Source organism: Solibacillus sp. FSL K6-1523 (genome assembly GCF_038005225.1).
GTDB lineage: Bacteria > Bacillota > Bacilli > Bacillales_A > Planococcaceae > Solibacillus.
In genome coordinates this window covers 1,031,225-1,053,249 of sequence record NZ_JBBOSU010000001.1, presented here as the reverse complement: position 1 = coordinate 1,053,249, position 22,025 = coordinate 1,031,225, and the positions used below count along the sequence as shown (strand labels likewise).

At 37.5% G+C, this 22,025-nt stretch carries 24 protein-coding genes; all 24 read right to left on the bottom strand.

Annotated elements, in window-relative coordinates; all coding sequences use genetic code 11:
* Positions 1–4: 4 nt before the first annotated feature.
* The 24 genes from MHI10_RS04835 to dprA all read right to left on the bottom strand — a co-directional run bounded on the left by MHI10_RS04835 (position 5) and on the right by dprA (position 21,797).
* Complete coding sequence (locus MHI10_RS04835; protein ID WP_340783463.1) at positions 5–367, bottom strand: response regulator; 363 nt, start codon at positions 365–367, stop codon at positions 5–7.
* A 23-nt stretch (positions 368–390) separates the two neighbouring features.
* Entirely contained in the window at positions 391–1,632 is a 1,242-nt protein-coding gene (gene fliY, locus MHI10_RS04830; protein ID WP_340783461.1) for a flagellar motor switch phosphatase FliY, read from the bottom strand.
* On the bottom strand, positions 1,625–2,620 hold the full coding sequence (gene fliM / locus MHI10_RS04825; RefSeq protein ID WP_340783459.1) for a flagellar motor switch protein FliM: 996 nt from the start codon (positions 2,618–2,620) through the stop codon (positions 1,625–1,627). Before fliM ends, fliY begins: the two co-directional genes overlap by 8 nt.
* 53 nt (positions 2,621–2,673) lie before the next feature.
* Positions 2,674–3,102, bottom strand: a complete 429-nt coding sequence (fliL, locus tag MHI10_RS04820; RefSeq protein ID WP_340783458.1) for a flagellar basal body-associated protein FliL — start codon at positions 3,100–3,102, stop codon at positions 2,674–2,676.
* Positions 3,092–3,313 carry a flagellar FlbD family protein gene (locus tag MHI10_RS04815; protein WP_340783457.1) on the bottom strand — a complete coding sequence of 74 codons (222 nt, stop codon included), beginning with the start codon at positions 3,311–3,313 and terminating at the stop codon, positions 3,092–3,094. The genes fliL and MHI10_RS04815 overlap by 11 nt, the downstream gene beginning before the upstream one ends.
* Before the next feature lie 75 nt (positions 3,314–3,388).
* Positions 3,389–4,360: a flagellar hook-basal body complex protein gene (locus MHI10_RS04810; protein WP_340783455.1), complete on the bottom strand. Its 972-nt coding sequence runs from the start codon at positions 4,358–4,360 to the stop codon at positions 3,389–3,391.
* A 98-nt stretch (positions 4,361–4,458) separates the two neighbouring features.
* Positions 4,459–4,833, bottom strand: a complete 375-nt coding sequence (locus MHI10_RS04805; protein ID WP_340783453.1) for a TIGR02530 family flagellar biosynthesis protein — start codon at positions 4,831–4,833, stop codon at positions 4,459–4,461.
* A 12-nt stretch (positions 4,834–4,845) separates the two neighbouring features.
* Complete coding sequence (gene flgD / locus MHI10_RS04800; RefSeq protein ID WP_340783452.1) at positions 4,846–5,595, bottom strand: flagellar hook assembly protein FlgD; 750 nt, start codon at positions 5,593–5,595, stop codon at positions 4,846–4,848.
* Between the two features lies 1 nt (position 5,596).
* Positions 5,597–6,838 carry a flagellar hook-length control protein FliK gene (locus MHI10_RS04795; RefSeq protein WP_340783450.1) on the bottom strand — a complete coding sequence of 414 codons (1,242 nt, stop codon included), beginning with the start codon at positions 6,836–6,838 and terminating at the stop codon, positions 5,597–5,599.
* A gap of 27 nt (positions 6,839–6,865) precedes the next feature.
* Positions 6,866–7,528 carry a MotE family protein gene (locus MHI10_RS04790; protein ID WP_340783449.1) on the bottom strand — a complete coding sequence of 221 codons (663 nt, stop codon included), beginning with the start codon at positions 7,526–7,528 and terminating at the stop codon, positions 6,866–6,868.
* Complete coding sequence (gene fliJ, locus MHI10_RS04785; protein ID WP_340783447.1) at positions 7,485–7,934, bottom strand: flagellar export protein FliJ; 450 nt, start codon at positions 7,932–7,934, stop codon at positions 7,485–7,487. The genes MHI10_RS04790 and fliJ overlap by 44 nt, the downstream gene beginning before the upstream one ends.
* Positions 7,934–9,259 (bottom strand): flagellar protein export ATPase FliI, encoded by a 1,326-nt coding sequence (gene fliI / locus MHI10_RS04780; RefSeq protein WP_340783444.1) that lies wholly within the window; start codon positions 9,257–9,259, stop codon positions 7,934–7,936. Before fliI ends, fliJ begins: the two co-directional genes overlap by 1 nt.
* 5 nt (positions 9,260–9,264) lie before the next feature.
* Positions 9,265–10,056, bottom strand: coding sequence for a flagellar assembly protein FliH (gene fliH, locus MHI10_RS04775; RefSeq protein WP_340783443.1), 792 nt, complete (start codon positions 10,054–10,056; stop codon positions 9,265–9,267).
* Positions 10,049–11,062 carry a flagellar motor switch protein FliG gene (gene fliG, locus MHI10_RS04770; RefSeq protein ID WP_340783442.1) on the bottom strand — a complete coding sequence of 338 codons (1,014 nt, stop codon included), beginning with the start codon at positions 11,060–11,062 and terminating at the stop codon, positions 10,049–10,051. Before fliG ends, fliH begins: the two co-directional genes overlap by 8 nt.
* A gap of 14 nt (positions 11,063–11,076) precedes the next feature.
* Entirely contained in the window at positions 11,077–12,672 is a 1,596-nt protein-coding gene (fliF, locus tag MHI10_RS04765; protein ID WP_340783441.1) for a flagellar basal-body MS-ring/collar protein FliF, read from the bottom strand.
* A gap of 58 nt (positions 12,673–12,730) precedes the next feature.
* Positions 12,731–13,018: a flagellar hook-basal body complex protein FliE gene (gene fliE, locus MHI10_RS04760; protein ID WP_445683210.1), complete on the bottom strand. Its 288-nt coding sequence runs from the start codon at positions 13,016–13,018 to the stop codon at positions 12,731–12,733.
* A 30-nt stretch (positions 13,019–13,048) separates the two neighbouring features.
* Positions 13,049–13,513: a flagellar basal body rod protein FlgC gene (gene flgC, locus MHI10_RS04755; RefSeq protein ID WP_340783435.1), complete on the bottom strand. Its 465-nt coding sequence runs from the start codon at positions 13,511–13,513 to the stop codon at positions 13,049–13,051.
* Positions 13,514–13,515: 2 nt separating this feature from the next.
* Positions 13,516–13,908, bottom strand: a complete 393-nt coding sequence (flgB, locus tag MHI10_RS04750) for a flagellar basal body rod protein FlgB (protein ID WP_340789144.1) — start codon at positions 13,906–13,908, stop codon at positions 13,516–13,518.
* Positions 13,909–14,441: 533 nt separating this feature from the next.
* Positions 14,442–15,221: a GTP-sensing pleiotropic transcriptional regulator CodY gene (codY, locus tag MHI10_RS04745; RefSeq protein WP_340783432.1), complete on the bottom strand. Its 780-nt coding sequence runs from the start codon at positions 15,219–15,221 to the stop codon at positions 14,442–14,444.
* Positions 15,222–15,303: 82 nt separating this feature from the next.
* Positions 15,304–16,692: an ATP-dependent protease ATPase subunit HslU gene (hslU, locus tag MHI10_RS04740; protein ID WP_340783430.1), complete on the bottom strand. Its 1,389-nt coding sequence runs from the start codon at positions 16,690–16,692 to the stop codon at positions 15,304–15,306.
* Positions 16,692–17,234 carry an ATP-dependent protease subunit HslV gene (gene hslV / locus MHI10_RS04735; RefSeq protein WP_340783428.1) on the bottom strand — a complete coding sequence of 181 codons (543 nt, stop codon included), beginning with the start codon at positions 17,232–17,234 and terminating at the stop codon, positions 16,692–16,694. Before hslV ends, hslU begins: the two co-directional genes overlap by 1 nt.
* A gap of 17 nt (positions 17,235–17,251) precedes the next feature.
* Positions 17,252–18,151, bottom strand: coding sequence for a tyrosine recombinase XerC (gene xerC / locus MHI10_RS04730; RefSeq protein WP_340783425.1), 900 nt, complete (start codon positions 18,149–18,151; stop codon positions 17,252–17,254).
* A gap of 542 nt (positions 18,152–18,693) precedes the next feature.
* Positions 18,694–20,778 carry a type I DNA topoisomerase gene (gene topA / locus MHI10_RS04725; RefSeq protein WP_340783423.1) on the bottom strand — a complete coding sequence of 695 codons (2,085 nt, stop codon included), beginning with the start codon at positions 20,776–20,778 and terminating at the stop codon, positions 18,694–18,696.
* Positions 20,779–20,903: 125 nt separating this feature from the next.
* Complete coding sequence (gene dprA, locus MHI10_RS04720) at positions 20,904–21,797, bottom strand: DNA-processing protein DprA (RefSeq protein ID WP_340783421.1); 894 nt, start codon at positions 21,795–21,797, stop codon at positions 20,904–20,906.
* Positions 21,798–22,025: the final 228 nt, after the last annotated feature.

Below are 22,025 nucleotides of genomic sequence, written 5' to 3'. Positions count from 1 at the left end.
AAAATCAACCTAAAGCTTTTTGAATCGCTTCAATTACACGGTCTGCTTGGAAAGGCTTTACGATGAAATCCTTTGCTCCTGCTTGAATTGCATCAATAACCATTGCTTGTTGGCCCATGGCAGAACACATAATAACGATCGCACTTGGATCCGTGCCTTTAATCGCTTTTAACGCAGCAATACCATCCATTTCCGGCATTGTAATATCCATCGTTACTAAATCTGGGCGTAACTCATTATATTTTTCGATTGCTTGAACGCCATCCGCTGCTTCACCAACTACCTCGAAACCATTTTTCGTTAAAATATCCTTGATCATCATGCGCATGAACGCGGCATCGTCAACAATTAAAATCTTTTTAGACATACACTGATTCCTCCAATTAAAATCTATCGTAAATTATTCAAGCGATCTGCTTGGCTTAAAATATCTGTGATTCGAACACCAAAGTTCTCATCAATTACTACCACTTCACCTGTTGCAATTAAGCGACTATTCACTAGAATATCTACTGGCTCACCTGCAAGTTTATCCAACTCGATAATGGACCCACTTGATAATTCCAAAATTTCTTTTACAGAACGCTTTGTACGACCAAGTTCAACCGTCACTTGTAAAGGTATATCTAATAGCATGTTTAAATTACGTGCCTCAGATTGTGTAATATTCGCAGACTCAAAACTTGTGAACTGTGCTTGTTGTACATTTACTGGTGGCTGCTGTTGCTGTGTAGGCATGGCATACATCGGTTGTTGGTACATTGGTTGTTGCTGAGCTACCGGTTGTTCATAGTACGGCTGTTGTTGCATAGGTTGTGGCATTGGTGGTGCTGGTTGTTGAACAGGCTGTGGCATTGATGGTGCTGGCCCTGCAACTGGTGCAGGCTTATCCAAAACAGTTGTTGCAGCTGCCTCTGAATCGTCAACCTCTCCCATTAATGACTTTACTATCTTTTTACTAAAATTTAAAGGTAATAGTTGCATTAAGTTCGAATCGATTAATTCACCGATACGTAATCTGAATGAGATTTTAACTAATAGATCATCATCTGGAATATTATCTGTTCCTTCGTTTTGAGAGAAATTCATCAAATCAATTGAAGGGGGTGAAATATCCACCTTTTGATTAAATACTGTCGACATTGATGTCGCAGCAGAACCCATCATTTGGTTCATCGCTTCTTGCACAGCACTTAATTGTATTTCGCTAAGTTCTGGCTTTGGATTTAAACCATCGCCACCTAACATTAAGTCTGCGATAATCGCAGCGTCTGATTGTTTTATGACAAGTAAATTCATACCTGATAAGCCAATTGTATATTCAACTTGTACAGCAACATATGGATGCGGGAACTCCTCCTCCAAACGTTTGCGATTAATCATTGAAATACTAGGCGTTGTGATATCTACCTTTTGTCCTAATAATGCGGATAACGCAGTAGCAGAACTACCAAAGGAGATATTGCCCACCTCACCTAATGCATCTTGTTCCATTGGATCCAGGTGGTCATCTACATTGATTTCACCATCATTTTCATTTTCTTCATCGTTCTTATTGGCAGGAATATCCTCCAATGTCTCGCCCCTTAATAGAGCCTCAATTTCTTCTTGGGAGAGCATTTCATCACTCATCTTCGTCTCCTCCTTTCAAAGGGTCGATAATTTGGATAGCCATTTTTTTATTTAATTTACCTGGCTGAACCGTAAATTTCGGTAAATTCCCTACTTTTAACAAAAGAGGGTCTTTAATTTTTTGATCGAGTTCAATGACATCACCTATCGCCATTGTTAAGAAGTCTTCAATTGTAATATCCGAATTTCCTAACTCCGCAACGACTGGTAGCTTTGCTTGCTTCACTCGTGTTTCAAGCATTTTCGTTTGTTCAGGTGAAATTTCTTTCGTATTCGTTTGCATCCAATAACGCACAGATAAGTTCGGTACGATTGGCTCTAAAACAACATGCGGAATACAAATATTAATCATACCTGTTGTTTCACCGATAATCGTATTTAAAGAAATAACGACAACCGTTTCATTTGGAGAAATCATTTGTAGGAACTGTGGATTTACCTCAAGTTCAACAAGCATTGGATCTATTTCAGCAATATTTTCCCATGCTTCACGTAGATTATCAAATGAACGTTCAAATAAATTCGTCATGATTTTTGTTTCAATTTCAGTCAAGTTATCGACATTACTATGACTCGAACCCGCTCCACCCATTAATCGGTCTAACATTGAGTAGGCGATATTAGGGTTGATTTCCATTAAAATATTTCCATCTAATGGCGGCACTTCAAATACATTAATTAATGTCATATTCGGGATTGACCGAACAAATTCTTCAAACGGAATTTGGTCTACGGATGCAACAGTTATTTGAACATAACTTCTCAATTGTGCTGAAAAGAATGTCGTTAATAAACGTGCAAAATTTTCGTGTATTCGGGTCAAACTTCGGATTTGGTCTTTCGAAAATCGAAGAGCACGCTTAAAATCATACACTTTTACTTTGCGTGTTTCTTCTTCTTTTTTCATATCCGCTGCAGACATCTCACCGGTCGATATTGCAGATAACAACGCATCGATTTCGGATTGAGACATTATATCTCCTGCCATTTGCCCACCTCCATTTCATGATGTTTCAAAATGCCTTCTTTTCGCTTATCCTCTTACGGAATGATGTATGAGGTAAAGTATACTTGCGTTACTTCACCTTCTTGTAGCAGTTCATTAATTTGCGATTTAATCGTATTTTGGAATGCCACTTTTCCTTGCTTACCTTCTAAAGCTACTTTTTCCATTTCAGATAATTCTTGAATGACAATATCCTTCACTTGGAAATCACGTTTTAATAACTCTTCTGCAGACTTTTCACTCGTAGTTTGAATTTTTAACTCTAAACGAACGAAACTACCATCTGCTAAATTCGTCGTAAGTTCAGGTATATCTACTGATGCAACAAGGATGTCATCAATTGTTGGCTCACTTGATTCAGGGCCTTTATTCAGCTGTGTAACAAGTACAACAGCTATGACCCCAACGAGTGTAATTGTTACTAAAATGATTAGCATAATTGTTAACAATTTATTATTCTTCATCTTCTTCACCTCGTATATGCGGGTTTGATAATACTTGTATATGATGATAAAAGGTTTTCACCTTTTGACGTACCTGTTCTACATTTTCTAAAACAATATATTTACTTCCAGTCGTTAGCGTAATCGTTGTATCTGGAAAAGCTTCGACTGTTTCTATGTATAAAGCATTTAACGTAAATGCTTTGCCATTAAGGCGCGTAACTTCGATCATTGAAATGGGGCCGGACCTGATTAGAGAGCCGGCCCGACCCTCCCTTACAATGAATTTTTTTATAAAACTAAGAAATTATCGTTTTAAGTTTACAAGTTCTTGTAAAATTTCATCCGATGTTGTAATGATACGTGAGTTTGATTGGAAACCACGTTGTGCAACGATCATTTCAGTGAATTCTTCTGAAAGGTCAACGTTCGACATTTCTAGGAAACCAGCGTTTACAGAACCGATACCAGCTACTGTTGCAACTTGTGAATAAGGTTCACCAGAGTTTGATGTGACTTGGAAGTAGTTCCCCCCCTCTTTTTGTAAACCTGAAGCATTTGGAAACTTAGAAATGATTAATTGACCCGCATATTGTAAATCACCTTTGTAATCAACATATTCTACTGTACCATCTTTGCCAATTGTCATTGATTGTGCTGTTGTTGGGATTTTTATTGGTGAAAATTCTTCTGCGAAATCTAATCCATCTTCACCTGACATATTTCCTTCATGATCAACTAAACCATTATTCAATTTTTGGTCTTCTGCTTCACTACCATCAATTGTTTCTCCATCTTCTGAAATTGAAAGTTGCTCCGAAGCATGGCCAACTAAATATTTCCCATCACCGTTTACTAAATAACCATTGCGGTCCATGTAGAAATTACCTGCTCTAGTATATAAGATATTTGAGTAGCCAGGGTCTTGAATGATTCCCTCTTCATCAGGCAATCCATTTGCATCTCCAACCATGAAGAAGCCATCTCCTGAAATGGCTAAGTCCAATCCACGAGCTGTCGTTTGCATCGAACCTGGGTTATGAATTGTGTCAATTGCTGCTAATTGAGATCCTAAACCAACTTGAATTGCGTTCACACCACCGCGCGTTGCTGATGGACCTGATGCACCTGATTGTGTTTGTGAAATTAAATCTTTAAAAATTGTGCGTTCCTTTTTGAAACCGTACGTATTCACGTTGGCGATGTTATTACCAATAACGTCTAGCTTTGTTTGGAAGTTTTTAAGACCTGAAATACCTGCATACATTGAACGTAACATAATATGTCGTTCTCCCTTCGATTTTCAAATTCACATCGTTTTTAAGCTGTCTCTATCATTCAACAACTTGTAGACTTCCTTGCTTCTGAAGGTCCAGTCTATAATACAATCGTACCGTCGATATTTGTAAATAATTGTTGTCTTGCTTCTATGCGATCTAGCGCTGTAATAACCGTAGCATTTTTCGCACTAACGATTAATGCTGCTTGCTCCATTAAAACTAACGGTTGATTAACTCCCTTTTCACGCGCTTCAAACACTTTTTCTGTAATCTCTTGCCATTCACTATCTGAAATCGCAATATTACGTTCGTGTATTCGCTCGGACGCATGTTTGCTAATTTTCAATTCCTCTATTGAAGCTTGATTTAAATGATCAATAAACGATTGTTTTGTTGGATTCGTTTTTAAATTTGCAACATTCGATTGTAATGGTGGATGATACGGTATACGTTGAAGATTTATACGATTCATCTGGATCACCTCTTATACTGTTGGGTCATCCGTTTGAGTATCATCGGATGGTTTTTTATCCGTTGTATCATCTTTATCAGTCGTGTTATCTTCTTGCTCAACAAGTGTAAAGTCATCACGCTTCAATCTTGTACCATCATTTAAAATATATTCAACGATGCCATTTTTCACTGTAATCGCCTCAATAATGGCATCAATGAACTGGTCGTCTTTTTTATATTGAATATTTTCGCCGATCAGATTACTTGCTTCTACCATTGGATTCGACGGTGCTGTTACTTCATTACCACTACCTAAGATGGAAGAAATATTACCTGGTGAAATTTCCTTGCCATCAGCTAATATGAACACAACATCGCCATCAACGAATTTTAATTCTTTTATGACACCTGTACCTTCGTTGAAAATTGGCTTTTTATTTTCATCAAGCTTATCTGTTAATTCATGCCATTTCACTTCTTTCCCAATAAATGATGTATAGCTCATCATTTGGGTTTGTTGCTGCGACGCTAATAAACCTTCCATTGCCTTAGTCATGTTTTGCATTTGCTCTAAAGAAGAGAATTGCGCCATTTGAGCAATGAATTCTTTATCATCCATCGGGCTTGTTGGATCTTGGTTTTGTAATTGGGTAATTAAGATTTTTAAAAAGGCATCTTTCCCTAAATCACCATTTGCCGGTTTATCCGTCACTTTAAAGTTCGGATCATTCGCGGGTAAATAGTAGTCATTCTTAATCTCATTTGAAATACCATTTGTCATTTTACTGTACCTCCTCGCTCAATAAATCACTAAACGAAACTTTCTCTTCTTCGTTGTCATCCTCATTTTCTTCTGCCTCTTCCCGCTCTTGATCACGGAAGAAGTTATTGAAGAAGTTTTGATCACGTGCATTACGATCTGGATCCTGTAAAGATTGCGCTACATCAATTCGTTCCATTTGGACATTTTGTGCAACTAATCCAGCTTTCAATTGATTGATATTATTATCAATCAATTCTTTTCCTAACGCTGTCGAAGCTAATAATCGGGCCGTCAACATGCCATCTTTTTGAACTAATTCAATACGAATTTGTCCAAGATTTTCTGGAAATAGCTTTAATAATAATTTCATATTTCCTTGTTGACCTGATAGCTGACTACGATTCATTAAGTTTTGAATTTCTTTTATTAACGCTTCAGATTGAGCAGGTTTTTCAGCAGGTAATGTAATCGTTACAGTTTTCACTTGTGATACTTGTTGTTGTTGCAATCCAACTGGTGTGGATGTTTCTTGTTCAGTCTTTACAACAGTTTGCTGTGTTACTTGCTGAATAATTTGTTGGAATGTCGCTTTCGGTGCTTCTTGTTGATTCACATTTACCACTTGCTGGACTTGTGACAACATCGACTGCATTAAGTCTTTTAGTTGACTGAGCTGTTGTTCTTGCTGATAGGTCATATCTGTTTTATTTCCTAATAGCTGAGCCAATTTTAACAACTGGACGACTGGTTGTAACTCATTCAATTGTACATCTTTTTGCTGAGTCCCTTGGATTGCTGCCAACACTTCACTTAAAATTGCAGGTGCTTGTTCAAGTAACGACCAAACATCTGTAATCGTTTGCTGTTGAGCATCACCTAATAACTGCTCGACAATTTCAATCACTTGCTGTTCTGTCATTCCTAGCAACTCTGATAAATTATCTAACGTTAATAGTTCATCCATAGCGATAGGTGTTTCTGCTTCTCCAACAAAAACGAATAATCCCGCTTCATCCATTTCGATGCCTAATTTTTCAAATAGCTCTTCTAAACTATCCGTAGAAAGAATCGAGCCCATTTCTTCCGCCATAGATTCAGTTGGATTTTGTTCGACTTTTGCAGGTTGATTCGAGCTCGATAAAATCGATTGAAAGACACTTCCAAACTGCTCCTTGTTCGTAGCTAGTGCATCCGATTGCTTTGGACTTGGTGCACCCTGCACTTTAGTTGTTGCCATCGTTTGTAACATAGCGATATTCATTGATTTCACCTCCCCTCGAATGGTCCACTATTGCTGTGATAATAGTTCCGTATAACGGGCTGCATCTGCTGGACTCATTTTCGTAAAAATAGCAGATAACGTATCTGGTTTCATGCTAGACATAATACGTAACGATTCGGTATCACTCATTTGCACTAATATTGGTGCCGCAGTTTTAGCAGACATTTTTTCAAAAGTTGATAAAATTTCTTTGAATTCTTTTTGTGACTCTTCCTGATCACGCTGTAATTTTTCAATTTCGATTTGTAAACGTTCTTGCTCTACTAATAATTCATCTTTCTCCGTTACAGCTGCTTCTATTTGCGTTTGTAATTGAGTAATTTGAACTTCTTTTTCTTGAATTTCTGCTTGTAATGTAACGACTTTTTCTCCACTTAATGAGCTGTTTTCAATTTCTTCAGCTTCATCTTTATTCATAAATGGAATTTTTTCAGTCACATTTCCAGCTAATTTAAATACATTCGTACCCGTAACCGTTGTAACAATTAAAATAATTGCCACCGTAAACATTAACGGAATTAAAAATAAATACACAAACTTTTTAAAGAAGCCTGGTGGTTTTTTTTCTAAGTCCATTTGTTCATCTAGGTTATTTACATTTCCCGTATTCTTTTTTGCCACGAAATCACCTGATTTCCCTCTTGTAATATGCAATCGTTGAAAGTTCATCTAATTGAATCGCTTCAATGCGCTGTTGATCTTCTTTGTAATGCTCGTAATCATTTTCACGCATTTTTTCGTATTTACGTACTTCCAAGTTTTTTTCTAATAATTTTTGTTCATGCCAGTTCATTTTCGCACGTGCTTGTACTACTTTTTGTTGAACATCCGCAATTGTTTTTTCCATGCTGTCTATAAACTTTGAATAATGATTGATTTCATCTATAGAAGAGCCTACAGCTAATCGCTCTTGCTGATATGTCGTTAAATCTTCTTTTTTCTTTAATAAATCGTAAAGCTTCGTTGCGATTTCCTCAAACACTTGTACAGATTCCTTAAAGGCCATTTCGGATTCGTTTTTTTCTTGCTCTCTAACGACAAGTATTTTTTCAAAGCGGTATGTATATTTAGACATTATTTCGCACCGCCATTCGACAACGCTACCATTTCATTTACAGTTTGTTGTATGGAAACTTTATCTTTAAATCCTTGCTTTAAAAAGGCCGTAATTAAAGGCTCATATTGAATCGCTTCATCAATTTCACGTGAAGTTCCTCGTTTATATGCACCAATGTTAATTAAATCCTCTGACTTCGAATAATCGAAATACAATTCCCTTAATCGACTTGCTGCTTTTACATGCTCTGGTTCTGCTATATGGTTCATTAAACGACTGACACTTTTCAATACATTGATGGCTGGATATTGACCTTTATTTGCTAAATTACGGTCTAATACAATATGACCATCTAAAATCCCTCGAACTGCATCCGCAATCGGTTCGTTCATATCGTCCCCATCTACTAAAACGGTATAAAACGCCGTAATTGTCCCATGAATATTTGTCCCTGATCGCTCTAATAATGTTGGTAAAATCGCAAAGACGGAAGGTGTGTAACCTCGTGTTGCTGGTGGTTCTCCGACAGCTAAGCCGATTTCACGCTGCGCCATTGCAACTCGAGTAACGGAGTCCATCATGAGCATCACATTATGACCGCGGTCACGGAAATATTCAGCGATAGCCGTCGCAGTGAATGCTGCTTTTATGCGCATTAATGCCGGTTGGTCACTCGTAGCTGCTACAACAATAGAACGACTTAAACCTTCTGGACCTAAATCACGCTCAATAAATTCACGCACTTCACGACCACGTTCCCCTACTAATGCAATGACATTAATATCGGCTTTTGTATTGCGCGCAATCATTCCGAGCAATGTACTTTTACCGACACCAGAACCGGCGAATATTCCGACGCGCTGACCACTACCAACTGTTAGCATCCCGTCAATTGCTTTTACGCCCACTTCTAACTGCTCCTCGATTGGTGGACGATGAAGTGGATTGGGTGGTTCTTTTTCGGTTTGCACGGATGTTAGCCCTCTTGGTAATGCTTGTCCATCAAATGGATTGCCCATTGCATCTAGCACTTTGCCAATCAGCTCCGGCCCCACCTTTACTTCTAAAGGCTTACCAGTTCCCTCTACTAAACAACCAATTGAAATTTCTTTTAGTGAAGAGAATGGCATAAGGACAACGATTTCATCTTTAAAGCCGACAACTTCTGCTAAAATTGTTTGCTGGCCATTTTTAACCGTTTGAACATGGATTTTGCAAACATCACCAATCGCGCTTTCTGGACCTTGTGACTCAATCATTAAACCGACAACTCTCGTCACCCTACCAAACTTTTTAAATGTATTGAGATTTGGAATATGTTCAATTAATTGAGCCGTTTTCATCCGTATCATTCCTTACTGTCTAATAGTTCATTTAATTGTATACGTAGCTCTTGCAATTGCTCGTCTAATGATACAACGATGCGTCCATGATTCGTTTCGATATAGCTTTCATTATCGAGTAAATCTTCATTAACAAAAATCATAAATGGTACATTTACTGGGAACATTTCCGCTAATTCATCGTGATTTTTCGTAACAATTCCATGATATTTAGGTGCCACATACAACTTGATTTCTTTCATTTCTCTTGCTTCTTTCAATGCACGTTTAATAATCGAAATAAATAATTCTTCTTCCCGATCAAGCGCTACATTTAAAATACGCTCTGCCGAAGTTAATGCCAATTCTAAAATAACTGACTCTTGAGATTCTATATATTTTTGCGCGTTCTCTTCAGCTAGGGTCATCGTTGCATTGGCTGTTTGTAGCGATTGCTCCATATCAGCTTGTACTTTTTGATTCCCTTCTTCATAGCCTTGTGCAAAACCTTCATCATAAGCTTGTTGCTGAAGTACGAGCTTTTCTTCCTCCCAAGTTTGCTTTAATGCTTCAATTGAGGCAAGTTGTTCATTGCGAAATTGTTCGAATTGTTCTCGTTGCTCTACTATTTCTTGCTCAGCTCTTTGCATCATTTGCTGACGCTCTTGCTGTATATCTTCTAAAGTCAGTTGAGGCGCATGATCTGCCTCCTCAACCTCCTCTGTAAAATGAATAGGTTCAAAAAAGTTTTGTAATTTGATTTCTACAATTTGTTCTTCTGCCGGATGTGCATTTGTCGAACGGATAATTCTAGACAATTACATCATCTCCTCCACCGCGTGCGATAATGATTTCTCCCGCATCTTCTAAGCGACGAATAACAGCAACGATACGTGACTGTGCTTCCTCTACATCACGTAAACGTACAGGCCCCATAATTTCCATTTCTTCACGGAATGTATCAGCCATACGCTGTGACATATTGCGGAAAATAATATCCTTTACTTCGTCTGAAGATACCTTCATTGAAAGCAGTAAGTCCTCGTTTTCGCAATCGCGAATAACACGTTGGATAGAACGATTGTCGAGTGTAACGATGTCCTCGAATACAAACATACGCTTTTTGATTTCTTCTGCCAGCTCTGGATCTTGAATCTCCAGTGCATCGAGAATTGTTTTTTCCGTTTGACGGTCGACACCATTTAACACTTCTACAACTGCATCTACGCCACCAGTTTCCGTGTAATCTTGTGTAACTGTCGATGATAGCTTACGTTCCAGTACAGATTCAATCTCACTAATGACTTCTGGTGAAGTGGATTCCATAATCGCAATACGTTTTGCTATATCTGCCTGTACCTCTTGTGGTAATGAAGATAAAATCACACCCGCTTGCCCTGCCTCTAAATAAGAAAGTATAAGAGCAATTGTTTGCGGATGCTCGTTTTGAATAAAGTTAAAAATTTGCGCTGGATCTGCTTTACGTGCAAAATCAAACGGACGCACTTGCAAAGATGAAGTTAGACGATTTAAAATAGCCTGTGCTTGCTCAGCGCCTAATGCTTTTTCAAGTACCGTTTTTGCATATCCAATACCACCTTGCGTGATATAATCTTGCGCTAATGCAATTTGATGGAATTCCTCAATAATATCTTCTTTTACAGTGGATTCAACCTTTTTTACACCTGAAATTTCTAACGTTAGACGTTCAATTTCTTCTTCACTTAAATGTTTATATACAGAAGCCGAAACTTCTGGTCCTAGAGAAATTAACAGTAAAGCCGCTTTTTGCTTTCCTGATAAACCTTTATCTTTCTTGGACACAGCTGAACCTCCTATTAGTCTTCAGCAATCCAACTACGCAATAGCTTCGCAAAATCTTCTGGCTTATCTTTCGCCATTTTTTCTAATTGCTTGCGGCGTACAGTCGCTTCAGTTTCTTTTTCTTCAGAAATATCTTCTACATCTATTAACTCCTGCTGTCTTTCAATAATTCCTTGCTCTTCTTCTTGCTGCTTACGCTTACGAACACGTATTACGTAAACGACTAATAACACAATCGCAACTAATAAGATGCCTCCGATTACCCATACCCACCAAGGGATAACAGATTCCGGTGCTGTTGCATTAGTATCATTGCCATGGAATTGTTGAACAGATACGACAACTCGATTAGCAAGTTCTTCGTCTGTTAAGTCACCCGTAGCCTCTTGATCGATAGAAGTACGTACAATTGTGGATAAAATTTGTTCAATATCTGCACGAACATCCTCAGGTAGTGACGCTACATCAGCTGGATTTGGCGGTTCTACCATTACTTGAATACCTAAATCGCGAATTTTATATGGACTTTCTTGGATTTCACGATGGATACGGTTAACGTCATTATTAATCGTTTCCTCGACGCGCTCATAATCTCCATTTCCAGTTGTTCCTTCAACATAATCTATGAAATTATCTGTTGGATTTTCTGCTTCTGGAGAACCTTCCGCGCCTACACCACCTGAATACGTTTCTGTAATTCGTTGTGTACTAATTTCAATTCCCGACATATTTTCTTCATCAACAGGTTTAACTAAGTCTTCTTTGCGGTTTTCTTTTTTAAAGTCAATATCTGCTGAAACATTTACTACAACCTTGTCCGGTCCTATAAGCGTACCGAGCATTTGTTGTACTTGGCGTTGAAGATCACGTTCGATTGTTTTCTTCACTTCCATTTGCCCCGTCACACTATCCATACCACCGCCACCGTTTTCAGCAGCAGCTAAATCATAATACTCCGAGTATTGATTCATAATCGTAATATTATCTTTTGGTAAATTAGGGATACTCATTGACACTAAGTTGAACAACCCTTTAATTTGGTCATCTGAAAACTTATGTCCAGGAGCAGTTTTTAGCACGATTGCCGCTGTTGACTCTCCTTGTGCATCTTTTAAAAACACACCCGAGTCTGGTAACGTTATCATGACATTGGCATCTTTAACACCGTCAAATTTGCGTATTAGATTGGCTAAATCCGTTTCAATTGCTGCCTTTTTAATGACATCGAATTCATTATCCGTCATACCGAAGCCTGCATTTGTCGTAAAGAATGTATTATCAATTTCACCAGAATCGGGATACCCTTGTGTTGCAAGCGAAACTTTTAAATTATCCACTTGATCTTCTGGAACTAAAATTGTCGTTCCTCCATTTGCAACTTCATACGAAACACCCTGAGCAGTTAAAGCTTCTGTAATTCTTCCCACCTCAGCAGTAGGTAGTTCTGGGAATAATTGCGCCATCGTTGTACGTGTTGATAAATATGTAAGTATACCTGCTAACGCAATAACGGCTATAATCCCTCCAACAATTGCGCCCCTTTGATTTTTCGTTCGACTCTTCCAGAAACTAGTGGAGTCACTTTTAATTTTTGTAAATCGTTCATTCATTATGAATCCTCCGGTTATAGTGAATGCCCAACAATTTATGTTTCGTTAATCCAATCAATTAAACGCTCATTCGCATAATTTCTTGGTAAGCTTCTACTGCTTTGTTACGAATTTCAATTGTTGCACTTAATGTAACACTTGCTTTTTGGGAAGCAATCATTACTTCGTGTAGATCGACATCTCCACCACTAATTAATTTTTGTGTCATCGTATCAGATTGCACTTGCTGAGCGTTTACGTTAGATATTGCCTCTTTTAACGTATTGGCAAACGTTTTTTGTGCTTCTGCAGAGGTTACCTGTTTATTAATCGTGTTTAATTCATTCACAGTTTGCGTAGGAGACATAAAGGATACTGCATTAATCGCCATTAATTATCACCCTTTCCCTATTTCTAATGCTTTTGTTAACATACTTTTATTTGCATTGAATACTGTAATATTCGCTTCGTATGAACGTGTAGCTGAAATCAAGTCAACCATTTCTTTCAATAAATCAACATTTGACATTTGTACATAGCCATCTGCATTCGCATCTGGATGTGTCGGGTCAAAAACAAGTTTAAATGGCGTCTCATTGTCTTCTTTAATAGAAGTAACTTTGACACCATTGCCAGCGCCATTCTTTTCCGTTTTTCCCATGGCTACATTTAGGAAATTTGAAAACTGGCCTTGTTGTTCTTTTAATGTAATAGATTTTTTGCGGTAAGGCTCCCATTCTCCATTTACCTGTTTACCACGTGTTGTATCTACGTTAGCGATATTAGACGAAATGACATCCATACGTAATCGTTGCGCCGTTAATGCAGAGGCGGTAGTATTCATACTATGGAAAATAGACACGATTATTTCCCTCCTTTAATCACTGTATTTAATGTTCCAAACTTCCCGTTAACGCGTTCAATTAGCGCATTGTAGTAAATTGTATTTTCCGCTAACTTCGCTTGTTCAGCATCCATATTTACGGCATTACCATTTGGTCTTGATCGGAAATTATCATTTGAATAAACGCCACTTTTCCCACCTTCAATATGAAAATCATAATGTCGCACATCTGTACGATTTGCAGAAATTGTCGATTTTTTCACATCAGCAAACACCTCTTTAAAACTAACATCTTTGGTTTTGTAATTCGGTGTGTCAACATTCGCTATATTTTGCGCAATGGCTTTGTTTTTTAATGTCGCGTAGGAAAGTCCATTTTCCAAATTATTGATTGTCCCGCCAAAAAGATTCAATTTTTTCACCTCTACTATTCTCCCGTAATACTACAGTCATCTTTATATAATACAATTGTAATAATTATGAATCAAAGTGTCTATCGTCTTTCGACTCTTTTTAGTAGTCTTTAGGGACCATTTTTCGACAGTTTCAGTTTACGCTATTTTCCAAATGTTTGTATTCCTTCACAATTCGACATGCAAATGATTCATTAGAACCTATCTTTACCAGTATAACCTATAGATATAGTCTTAAAGAACTCATTTATTTCGCAGGATTCATTAACTAACCTTTAGACTTTTTATATAAATCCCCTCAAATTGGAAGGTTCAAACCCTACTTTACAACATTTTTTGACAAAATTACTTATGCATGTAACAAATTGTTCAAACTATTTATTTTTAAAACGTCTTTCATCTATTAAATTACATTCGTTTTAAGCACTCATATGAGTATTTACTTATAAGTCCAACACTTTTATATCCATTTATACAAAATAAAAAAGTGCAATGTTGTGTATTATACAAACATTTGCACTTTCATTAATCTATTATTTCATTTTAATTTCAGCTAAAGCTGTTAAGAACTTATCATTTAGTACTTTGATATACGTCCCCTTCATACCTAAAGAACGTGATTCAATTACGCCCGCTGATTCCAACTTGCGTAATGCATTAACGATTACCGAGCGCGTAATTCCAACACGGTCAGCAATTTTAGAAGCAACTAATAGCCCTTCATTTCCATCTAACTCTTCAAAAATATGCTCAATTGCTTCAAGTTCAGAATAAGATAATGAATTGATCGCCATTTGAACTACTGCTTTTGAACGTGCTTCTTCTTCAATCTCTTCTGATTTTTCACGTAAAATTTCCATACCTACTACAGTAGCACCGTATTCCGCTAAAATTAAATCGTCATCTTCAAATTGATCACGAATACGCGCTAATACTAATGTACCTAAACGCTCACCGCCACCAATGATTGGAACGATTGTTGTTAACCCTGTTGCAAATAATTCTTTATTTTCAATTGGGAATGCAGTATGTTCGTTTTCAATATCAAGGTTTGGAGATGTTTCAGTAATATTAAATAAATTTTGAGTATATTGTTCAGGGAATTGACGTTCTTCAATAAATTTTTTAATGCGATCATTTTCAATTTGTTGTTGAATTGAAATCCCTAGTAATTTCCCTTTACGACTTACGATAAATACATTACTTTCAATGATGTTACCTAATGTATCTGCCATTTCTTTAAAGTTTACTGGCTTTCCTGCAGACGCTTGGAGCATTGCATTGATTTTTCTTGTTTTTGCTAATAAATTCATTTCTTTTTCCTCCTACAGGACGTATTAATTCACTTAATATTCTAAAGGTTTTTATAATTTAATGATACTAATTCAACTTACATTATAAGATAAATTGTGACAAATCTTTGTTTTTCACGATATTTTCCAACTTTTGATTTACATAATTCGGCGTTATTTCAATATGTGCTGGAGCGATTTCTGACGCTTCATAGGATAGCTCTTCTAATAAACGCTCTAAAATCGTATGCAAACGGCGCGCACCAATATTATCGGTTTCTTGATTTACTTCTGTAGCAATTTCTGCAATTCTTTCAATAGCTGCCTCTGTGAAATCAATTGTAACGCCTTCTGTTTCAAGCAACGCTTTATATTGTAAAATCAATGATTGATCTGGTTCTTGCAAAATGCGCACGAAATCGGCTTTCGTTAATTTTTCTAACTCAACACGAATTGGGAAGCGCCCTTGCAATTCAGGTATTAAATCGCTCGGCTTCGACATATGGAATGCACCTGCTGCAATAAATAACATGTAGTCTGTTTTAACCGAACCATACTTTGTCGTTACCGAAGACCCTTCAACAATCGGTAAAATATCGCGTTGAACACCTTCTCGAGAAACTTCCGCTGACGAAGAGCCCTTACTTGCAATTTTATCTATCTCATCGATAAAAATAATACCCGCTTGCTCCGCTCTACGAATGGCTTCATTTGCCAATTCGTCCGAATCGATTAATTTATTCGCCTCTTCTTGCGTTAATATGCGGCGTGCATCTTTTACTTGTACTTTACGCTTTTTTGTTTTTTTCGGCATTAAGTTAGCAAGCATATCCTGCATACCACCAGCATTCATGTCCATACCTGGCATCGCATCAAACATAGAAGGGGTTGCTTCAGTCACTTCAATCGTTACCCATTGTTCTTCCAGTTTGCCATTTTTTAAATCTTGCGCAATTTGAACACGACGAGATCGCACTTCCATATCTTCCGCTTGGTTGGTATTTTCTTGTGGACTATCTTTTTGACCAAAAAACATTTCAAATGGATTTTGAACAACTTTATCCTTCAACTTGGATGGCGCTAACAATTTCACAAGCTGCTCATTCGCATTAGACTCTGCTTGTTCTTGAACAGCTTCGACCATCTCTTCCTTCACGAGTCGACGTGAAGCCTCTACTAAGTCACGGACCATCGATTCAACATCACGACCAACATAGCCTACTTCTGTAAACTTTGTCGCCTCAACCTTTATAAATGGTGCGTTTGTTAGTTTTGCCAGTCGGCGCGCAATTTCCGTTTTACCTACTCCCGTTGGACCAATCATTAAAATGTTTTTGGGATTAACTTCATTTTTCAAGTCTTCAGGCAATAACGAACGGCGGTAACGGTTTCGTAACGCAATGGCAACTGCACGCTTCGCTGTTTCTTGCCCGACAATATGTCGATTTAACTGTTCAGTAATTTGTTTTGGCGTTAAATTATTCGCTGTCATTACAATGCCTCCAAGATAATATTATGGTTCGTAAACACACAAATATCAGCTGCAGTTGTTAAGGCCGCCTCTGCAATTTCTTTCGCAGATAAATGATCGCCTGCATGTTTTTTTAATGCACGCCCTGCTGATAACGCATAATTCCCACCTGAACCGATTGCTAAAATACCATCATCCGGTTCAATTACTTCACCTGTACCAGAAACGAGTAACAATGTGGAGTGATCCATCACTAGTAGCATCGCTTCTAATTGGCGTAACATTTTATCTCCACGCCACTGTTTGGCAACTTCAACGGCAGCTCTTTGTAAATTCCCATTGTATTCATTTAATTTTGCTTCAAACATTTCAAAAAGTGTAAATGCGTCCGCAACCGAACCCGCAAATCCAGCCAGTACTTTGCCATTAAACAGACGTCTGACCTTTCTAGCAGTATGCTTCATTACGACCGCATTCCCTAGTGTTACTTGACCATCACCAGCCATTGCACATTCACCTTTATGATGAATCGCAAAGATTGTCGTAGCATGAATTTGACCCATTGCACATCCCCCTAAATTTAAGCTCTCGGATGACTATTCATATACGTCTTCCTTAGCGCTTCTTTTGTTACATGTGTATAAATTTGTGTGGATGATAAATTAGTATGCCCCAATAATTCCTGCACCGTCCGCATATCGGCCCCATTATTGAGCAAATGAGTCGCAAAAGTATGACGCAGCATATGTGGATATATTTTCGTATGCATACTTGTATTCTCAATCATCTCACTTAATATATAACGAACACCGCGCGCCGTAAGTTCACCGCCACGCATATTAACAAAAACTTTTTGGTGATTTTGATTTTTCATCAATTGAGGACGTACTTGTTCAATATAAGAAGTTAAGGCGTCTTGTGCATATTGTCCAAACGGAATAATACGTTCTTTTCGCCCTTTTCCCATTACACGAATAATCCCGTAATGAAAATCGATATCCCCAAGTTCAACGGAAACACATTCACTCACACGTATTCCAGTAGCGTATAGTAGCTCTAATATTGCCATATTACGCACTTGCTTTGGATCAGTACCTTTATTATTCTCAAAAAGTTGATTCAGCTCTTCTTCATAAAAAAAGCTCGGTAATCGCTCTTCCTTTTTCGGATGATAAAGAGAACGAAACGGAGCATCATCTATATTCTGTTCGCGATTTAAAAAGCGAAAAAAAGAACGAATGGATGAAATCTTCCTTGATATTGAAGTTCTTGCTTTTTGTTCATCATAAAGCTTTGTCACGTACAATCTTGCATGGATATAATCGATTTCCGCTATATTGGAAACCCCTTCAGCTTCTAAAAAACGAAAAAAATCAAGTAAATCATATTCATATTCACGCACGGTATGCAGTGAAAAGTTTTTTTCGAGTTGCACATATCGAATAAATTGTTCTAATGCTTCTTTCGATTGACAATCCATCTACTATACCTCCATGAATTTTTCATAAGTGGGTTTCGGAAAAAAGTGATTATTTAACCATCACAATAAACATACATACTGACACTATACCTATCAAGCAAATAATTCAAGTAATAAACTATGATTTATTCATCTTTTTTGTAATTTTATCAATAAATCAAATGTTCTTCTTAATTTTTCATAACTTCGCCAAATTTCATTAACGTTTTATTTTACTGTTGGAACAAAATTAAAAGCCCTTAAAGTATAACAGTCTTTAAGGGCTTTGCGCAATTAAATTTTCTGATAATTAATAAAATTTAGAATAATCGATAATAACAACTTTTCTTTTCCTACACTTACCACTTCCGTAAAGCATTTATGCATGTGTATAATTAGCACCAATTATTCCTACAAATTTATCAGCATGGCGTAGTAGTGTTCGCTTTACTGGATGCATTTCATAAAGCCCGCACTTCGCAAAGCTACTTCCAATTCAGTAAGTCTTGCACCAATACTCTTTATGAAAAGGTGGCATCCTAATTACCTCACCACTATCCATCCTATTGTGATGGTGTTTCCTCATAGTCACATTCACTGTTTGTACATTGAATTTGAACACCTTTTTTCAACTTTTTCTCTACCAACGATGCACTACATTTCGGACAAGGCCTACTAATTGGCTTATCCCATGAAACGAATTCGCATTCTGGATAGCGATTACAACCATAAAACACACGCTTTGTTTTTGATTTTCGTTCAACCACTTCGCCCTCTTTACAAGTTGGGCATTTGACATCAATCAATTTCACGATTGCTTTTGTATTGCGACAGTCTGGGAAGTTTGAACACGCCATAAATTTCCCGTAGCGACCTAATTTATAAACCATAGCCGCACCACATTTTTCACAATCTTCTCCAGCTGGCTCATCTTTAATTTCGATTTTTTCCATTGCCTCATCCGCATATTTTACGCGTGGCTCAAAATCTTTATAAAAGTCATCAATTACTTTTACCCATTTCGTGATGCCTTCTTCAATTCCATCTAAATTTTGCTCCATTTGTGCCGTAAATTCAATATTGATAATTTCCGGGAAAAACTCAAATGTCGCTTGATGAACGATTTCGCCTAACTCAGTTGGAACAAAACGCTTTGCATCAAGCTGTACATAGCCTCGTTTTTGAATGGTATCTAAAGTCGGTGCATATGTCGATGGACGACCGATGCCTAATTCTTCTAACGCTTTTACTAAACGCGCCTCTGAATAGCGTGGTGGTGGCTGTGTAAAGTGTTGTTTTGGTTCAATTTCAAGGGATTTCACTTGATCCCCTATCGCCATTTCCGGTAATAACTTCGTCGTTTCTTCCGCTTGATCATCCGTCCCCTCAATATAAAGCTTCATAAAACCAGGGAATTTCACTTGAGAACCATTTGCTCGGAAAAGGACATCGGCATTTTGTAAGTCTACCGTCACCGTATCAAGTACAGCCGGTGCCATTTGACTTGCGATAAAACGTTCCCAAATTAAACGATACAAACGCAATTGGTCACGGCTTAATATTGCCTTTAACTCTTCTGGTGTTCGCATAGCACTCGTCGGACGAATTGCCTCGTGGGCATCTTGCGCGTTAGTTTTCTTTTTCGGTTGCTTTATTTCTTGCGCAACAAATGCTTCGCCATATTTTCCATCAATATAAGAAATCGCCTCTGCTCTTGCTGTATCGGAAACACGCGTAGAATCTGTACGCATATACGTAATTAAACCTACAGCGCCTTCTTTTTTACTCATTTCAATTCCTTCATAAAGTTGCTGTGCAAGCATCATCGTTTTTTTCGCACGGAAATTCAATTTACGCGCGGCTTCTTGCTGTAAAGAAGAAGTTGTAAACGCAGGAGCTGCATTACGTCTTCGTTCTTTTTTCACAACATTCTTCACTTCAAAAGAATCGCCTTTAATATTTTTTAAGATTGCTTGTACTTGTGCTTCATTCGTTAATTTGATTTTCCCTTCGCCATCACCGTAGTAAAGTGCATCAAATTGCTTTTTACCTTTTTCAAATGAACCTTCAACCGTCCAGTATTCTTCAGGTATGAAATTTTTAATCTCATTTTCGCGATCAATAATTAAACGGAGCGATACGGACTGAACTCGTCCTGCAGAAAGCCCTTTTTTCACTTTTTTCCATAAAATAGGACTAATATTATAGCCTACAAGTCGGTCTAAAATTCGACGCGCTTGCTGTGCATCAACTAAATCCATATTAATCGGACGTGGATGCTTAAAGCTTTCTAAAATCGCATCCTTCGTAATTTCATTGAATACAACGCGGCAATCTGAATCAATATCAACTTTTAATGCATTCGCCAAGTGCCAAGCAATCGCTTCACCTTCGCGATCTGGATCGGCTGCGAGATAGATTTTTTTCACTTTTTTAGCTGCCGTTTTTAACTCTTGCAAAACAGGACCTTTTCCACGAATGGTAATATACTTTGGTTCATACTCATTTTCTGTATCAATCCCCATTTGACTTCGTGGTAAATCACGCACATGTCCTATCGATGCTTTCACCTTGTATTTTTTTCCTAAATATCGTTCAATTGTTTTTGCCTTTGCGGGTGATTCTACAATTACTAAATAATCTGCCATCTATTATTCCTCCTTAGAGAGGTTTTTATTTTATCAAATTCGCTTTTTTGCGATTTGTCAATATTTTTTCAAAGCGTTTCCTGTTGCAAAATGTATAACAGATTGGCGGATAATGCAACTTTTTTTCAACGAAAATTTGAAAACATTTGCAATTCATCTAGTATTTGATGCCCGCTCCATATTGGAATGGCCCCTTCTTTAATCAATTTATTCGTGCCTTTTGATTGTTCAGAAGTGATTAATCCTGGAACAGCAAAAACATCCTTTCCTTGCTCTAGTGCAAGCTCTGTCGTAATGAGCGTTCCACTTTTTAGAGCAGCCTCGGTCACGATTAATGCTTGACTCAATCCACTAATAATTCGATTTCGTGCAGGGAAATGCCATTTTTTTACGCCAACATAGGGCGGGTACTCTGTTAAAAGCAACTGTTCCTTCGCCATTTGCTCGCCTAACTTTTGATTTTCCCTCGGATAAAAATGAAAAAAACCATGCCCTAATACACCCATTGTTTTTCCACCATACCTTATTGTCGCCTCATGCGCGAATCGATCCGCACCTTTTGCTAGTCCACTTACTATGATAAATTGTTCATTTATAAGTGGGGGTAATATTAATTTTAACGCTTCTTCGCTATATTTAGACGCATTTCTTGAACCAATAACAGCAATTTTTTTAGTTTTTCGCAATAGGTTCAGGTCGCCCTTCACATAAAGAACGGCTGGCGGGTCATATATATTTTTTAACGACTCTGGATACAATTCACTCATATATGAAACCGCAGTAATTTGATGCGATAAGTAATATTCCTCTAACGCGATTTTAAGCATTTTTTTATAATGAATTAACAAACGACTGGCATTATCTTCTTTCATATTCAAGATTTTGGCCAGCATGTTACCTGAGCAAGCTGCAAGTTCGTTTAAATCCCCTATATATTGATGCAATCGTTGGAATTTATGCCATGTAAGAGGATACACATAATGTAATGCGAGTAATTGTTTTTGGAAAGAATTCGTCATTTAAACACTCCTTATTTTTTAATAGAAGAAAGTGAAATGACCGCTTAATTTTTTATTTTCGAGTTTGTAGCGAAGTGTAAGCATCGAGTTAGAAAACTTATTCTTTTTTTTGTAAAAAAAGATGTAGCGCATGGCGACGCTACATCCTTCATTATCAATTACGCCGAGGCTAACTCTTGTCCAGATTTTTTTCGAGCTTGCTCGAAAAATTCCTTTAAAAAATCTGTG

What these genes read in the sequence shown, in the direction of transcription:
- fliF (WP_340783441.1), bottom strand. Translation starts at nt 12,672, where the DNA reads ATGAATGAACGATTTACAAAAATTAAAAGTGACTCCACTAGTTTCTGG.
- fliY (WP_340783461.1), bottom strand. Translation starts at nt 1,632, where the DNA reads ATGAGTGATGAAATGCTCTCCCAAGAAGAAATTGAGGCTCTATTAAGG.
- flgD (WP_340783452.1), bottom strand. Translation starts at nt 5,595, where the DNA reads ATGACAAATGGTATTTCAAATGAGATTAAGAATGACTACTATTTACCC.
- hslV (WP_340783428.1), bottom strand. Translation starts at nt 17,234, where the DNA reads ATGGGTCAAATTCATGCTACGACAATCTTTGCGATTCATCATAAAGGT.
- xerC (WP_340783425.1), bottom strand. Translation starts at nt 18,151, where the DNA reads ATGGATTGTCAATCGAAAGAAGCATTAGAACAATTTATTCGATATGTG.
- topA (WP_340783423.1), bottom strand. Translation starts at nt 20,778, where the DNA reads ATGGCAGATTATTTAGTAATTGTAGAATCACCCGCAAAGGCAAAAACA.
- fliM (WP_340783459.1), bottom strand. Translation starts at nt 2,620, where the DNA reads ATGGCAGGAGATATAATGTCTCAATCCGAAATCGATGCGTTGTTATCT.
- dprA (WP_340783421.1), bottom strand. Translation starts at nt 21,797, where the DNA reads ATGACGAATTCTTTCCAAAAACAATTACTCGCATTACATTATGTGTAT.
- MHI10_RS04790 (WP_340783449.1), bottom strand. Translation starts at nt 7,528, where the DNA reads ATGAACTTTCAACGATTGCATATTACAAGAGGGAAATCAGGTGATTTC.
- fliJ (WP_340783447.1), bottom strand. Translation starts at nt 7,934, where the DNA reads ATGTCTAAATATACATACCGCTTTGAAAAAATACTTGTCGTTAGAGAG.
- fliL (WP_340783458.1), bottom strand. Translation starts at nt 3,102, where the DNA reads ATGAAGAATAATAAATTGTTAACAATTATGCTAATCATTTTAGTAACA.
- hslU (WP_340783430.1), bottom strand. Translation starts at nt 16,692, where the DNA reads ATGACAGCGAATAATTTAACGCCAAAACAAATTACTGAACAGTTAAAT.
- MHI10_RS04835 (WP_340783463.1), bottom strand. Translation starts at nt 367, where the DNA reads ATGTCTAAAAAGATTTTAATTGTTGACGATGCCGCGTTCATGCGCATG.
- MHI10_RS04805 (WP_340783453.1), bottom strand. Translation starts at nt 4,833, where the DNA reads ATGAATCGTATAAATCTTCAACGTATACCGTATCATCCACCATTACAA.
- fliE (WP_445683210.1), bottom strand. Translation starts at nt 13,018, where the DNA reads ATGTCTCCTACGCAAACTGTGAATGAATTAAACACGATTAATAAACAG.
- MHI10_RS04815 (WP_340783457.1), bottom strand. Translation starts at nt 3,313, where the DNA reads ATGATCGAAGTTACGCGCCTTAATGGCAAAGCATTTACGTTAAATGCT.
- codY (WP_340783432.1), bottom strand. Translation starts at nt 15,221, where the DNA reads ATGAATTTATTAGCAAAAACAAGAAAAATCAATGCAATGCTCCAAGCG.
- MHI10_RS04810 (WP_340783455.1), bottom strand. Translation starts at nt 4,360, where the DNA reads ATGTTACGTTCAATGTATGCAGGTATTTCAGGTCTTAAAAACTTCCAA.
- MHI10_RS04795 (WP_340783450.1), bottom strand. Translation starts at nt 6,838, where the DNA reads ATGAATATCGCTATGTTACAAACGATGGCAACAACTAAAGTGCAGGGT.
- fliI (WP_340783444.1), bottom strand. Translation starts at nt 9,259, where the DNA reads ATGAAAACGGCTCAATTAATTGAACATATTCCAAATCTCAATACATTT.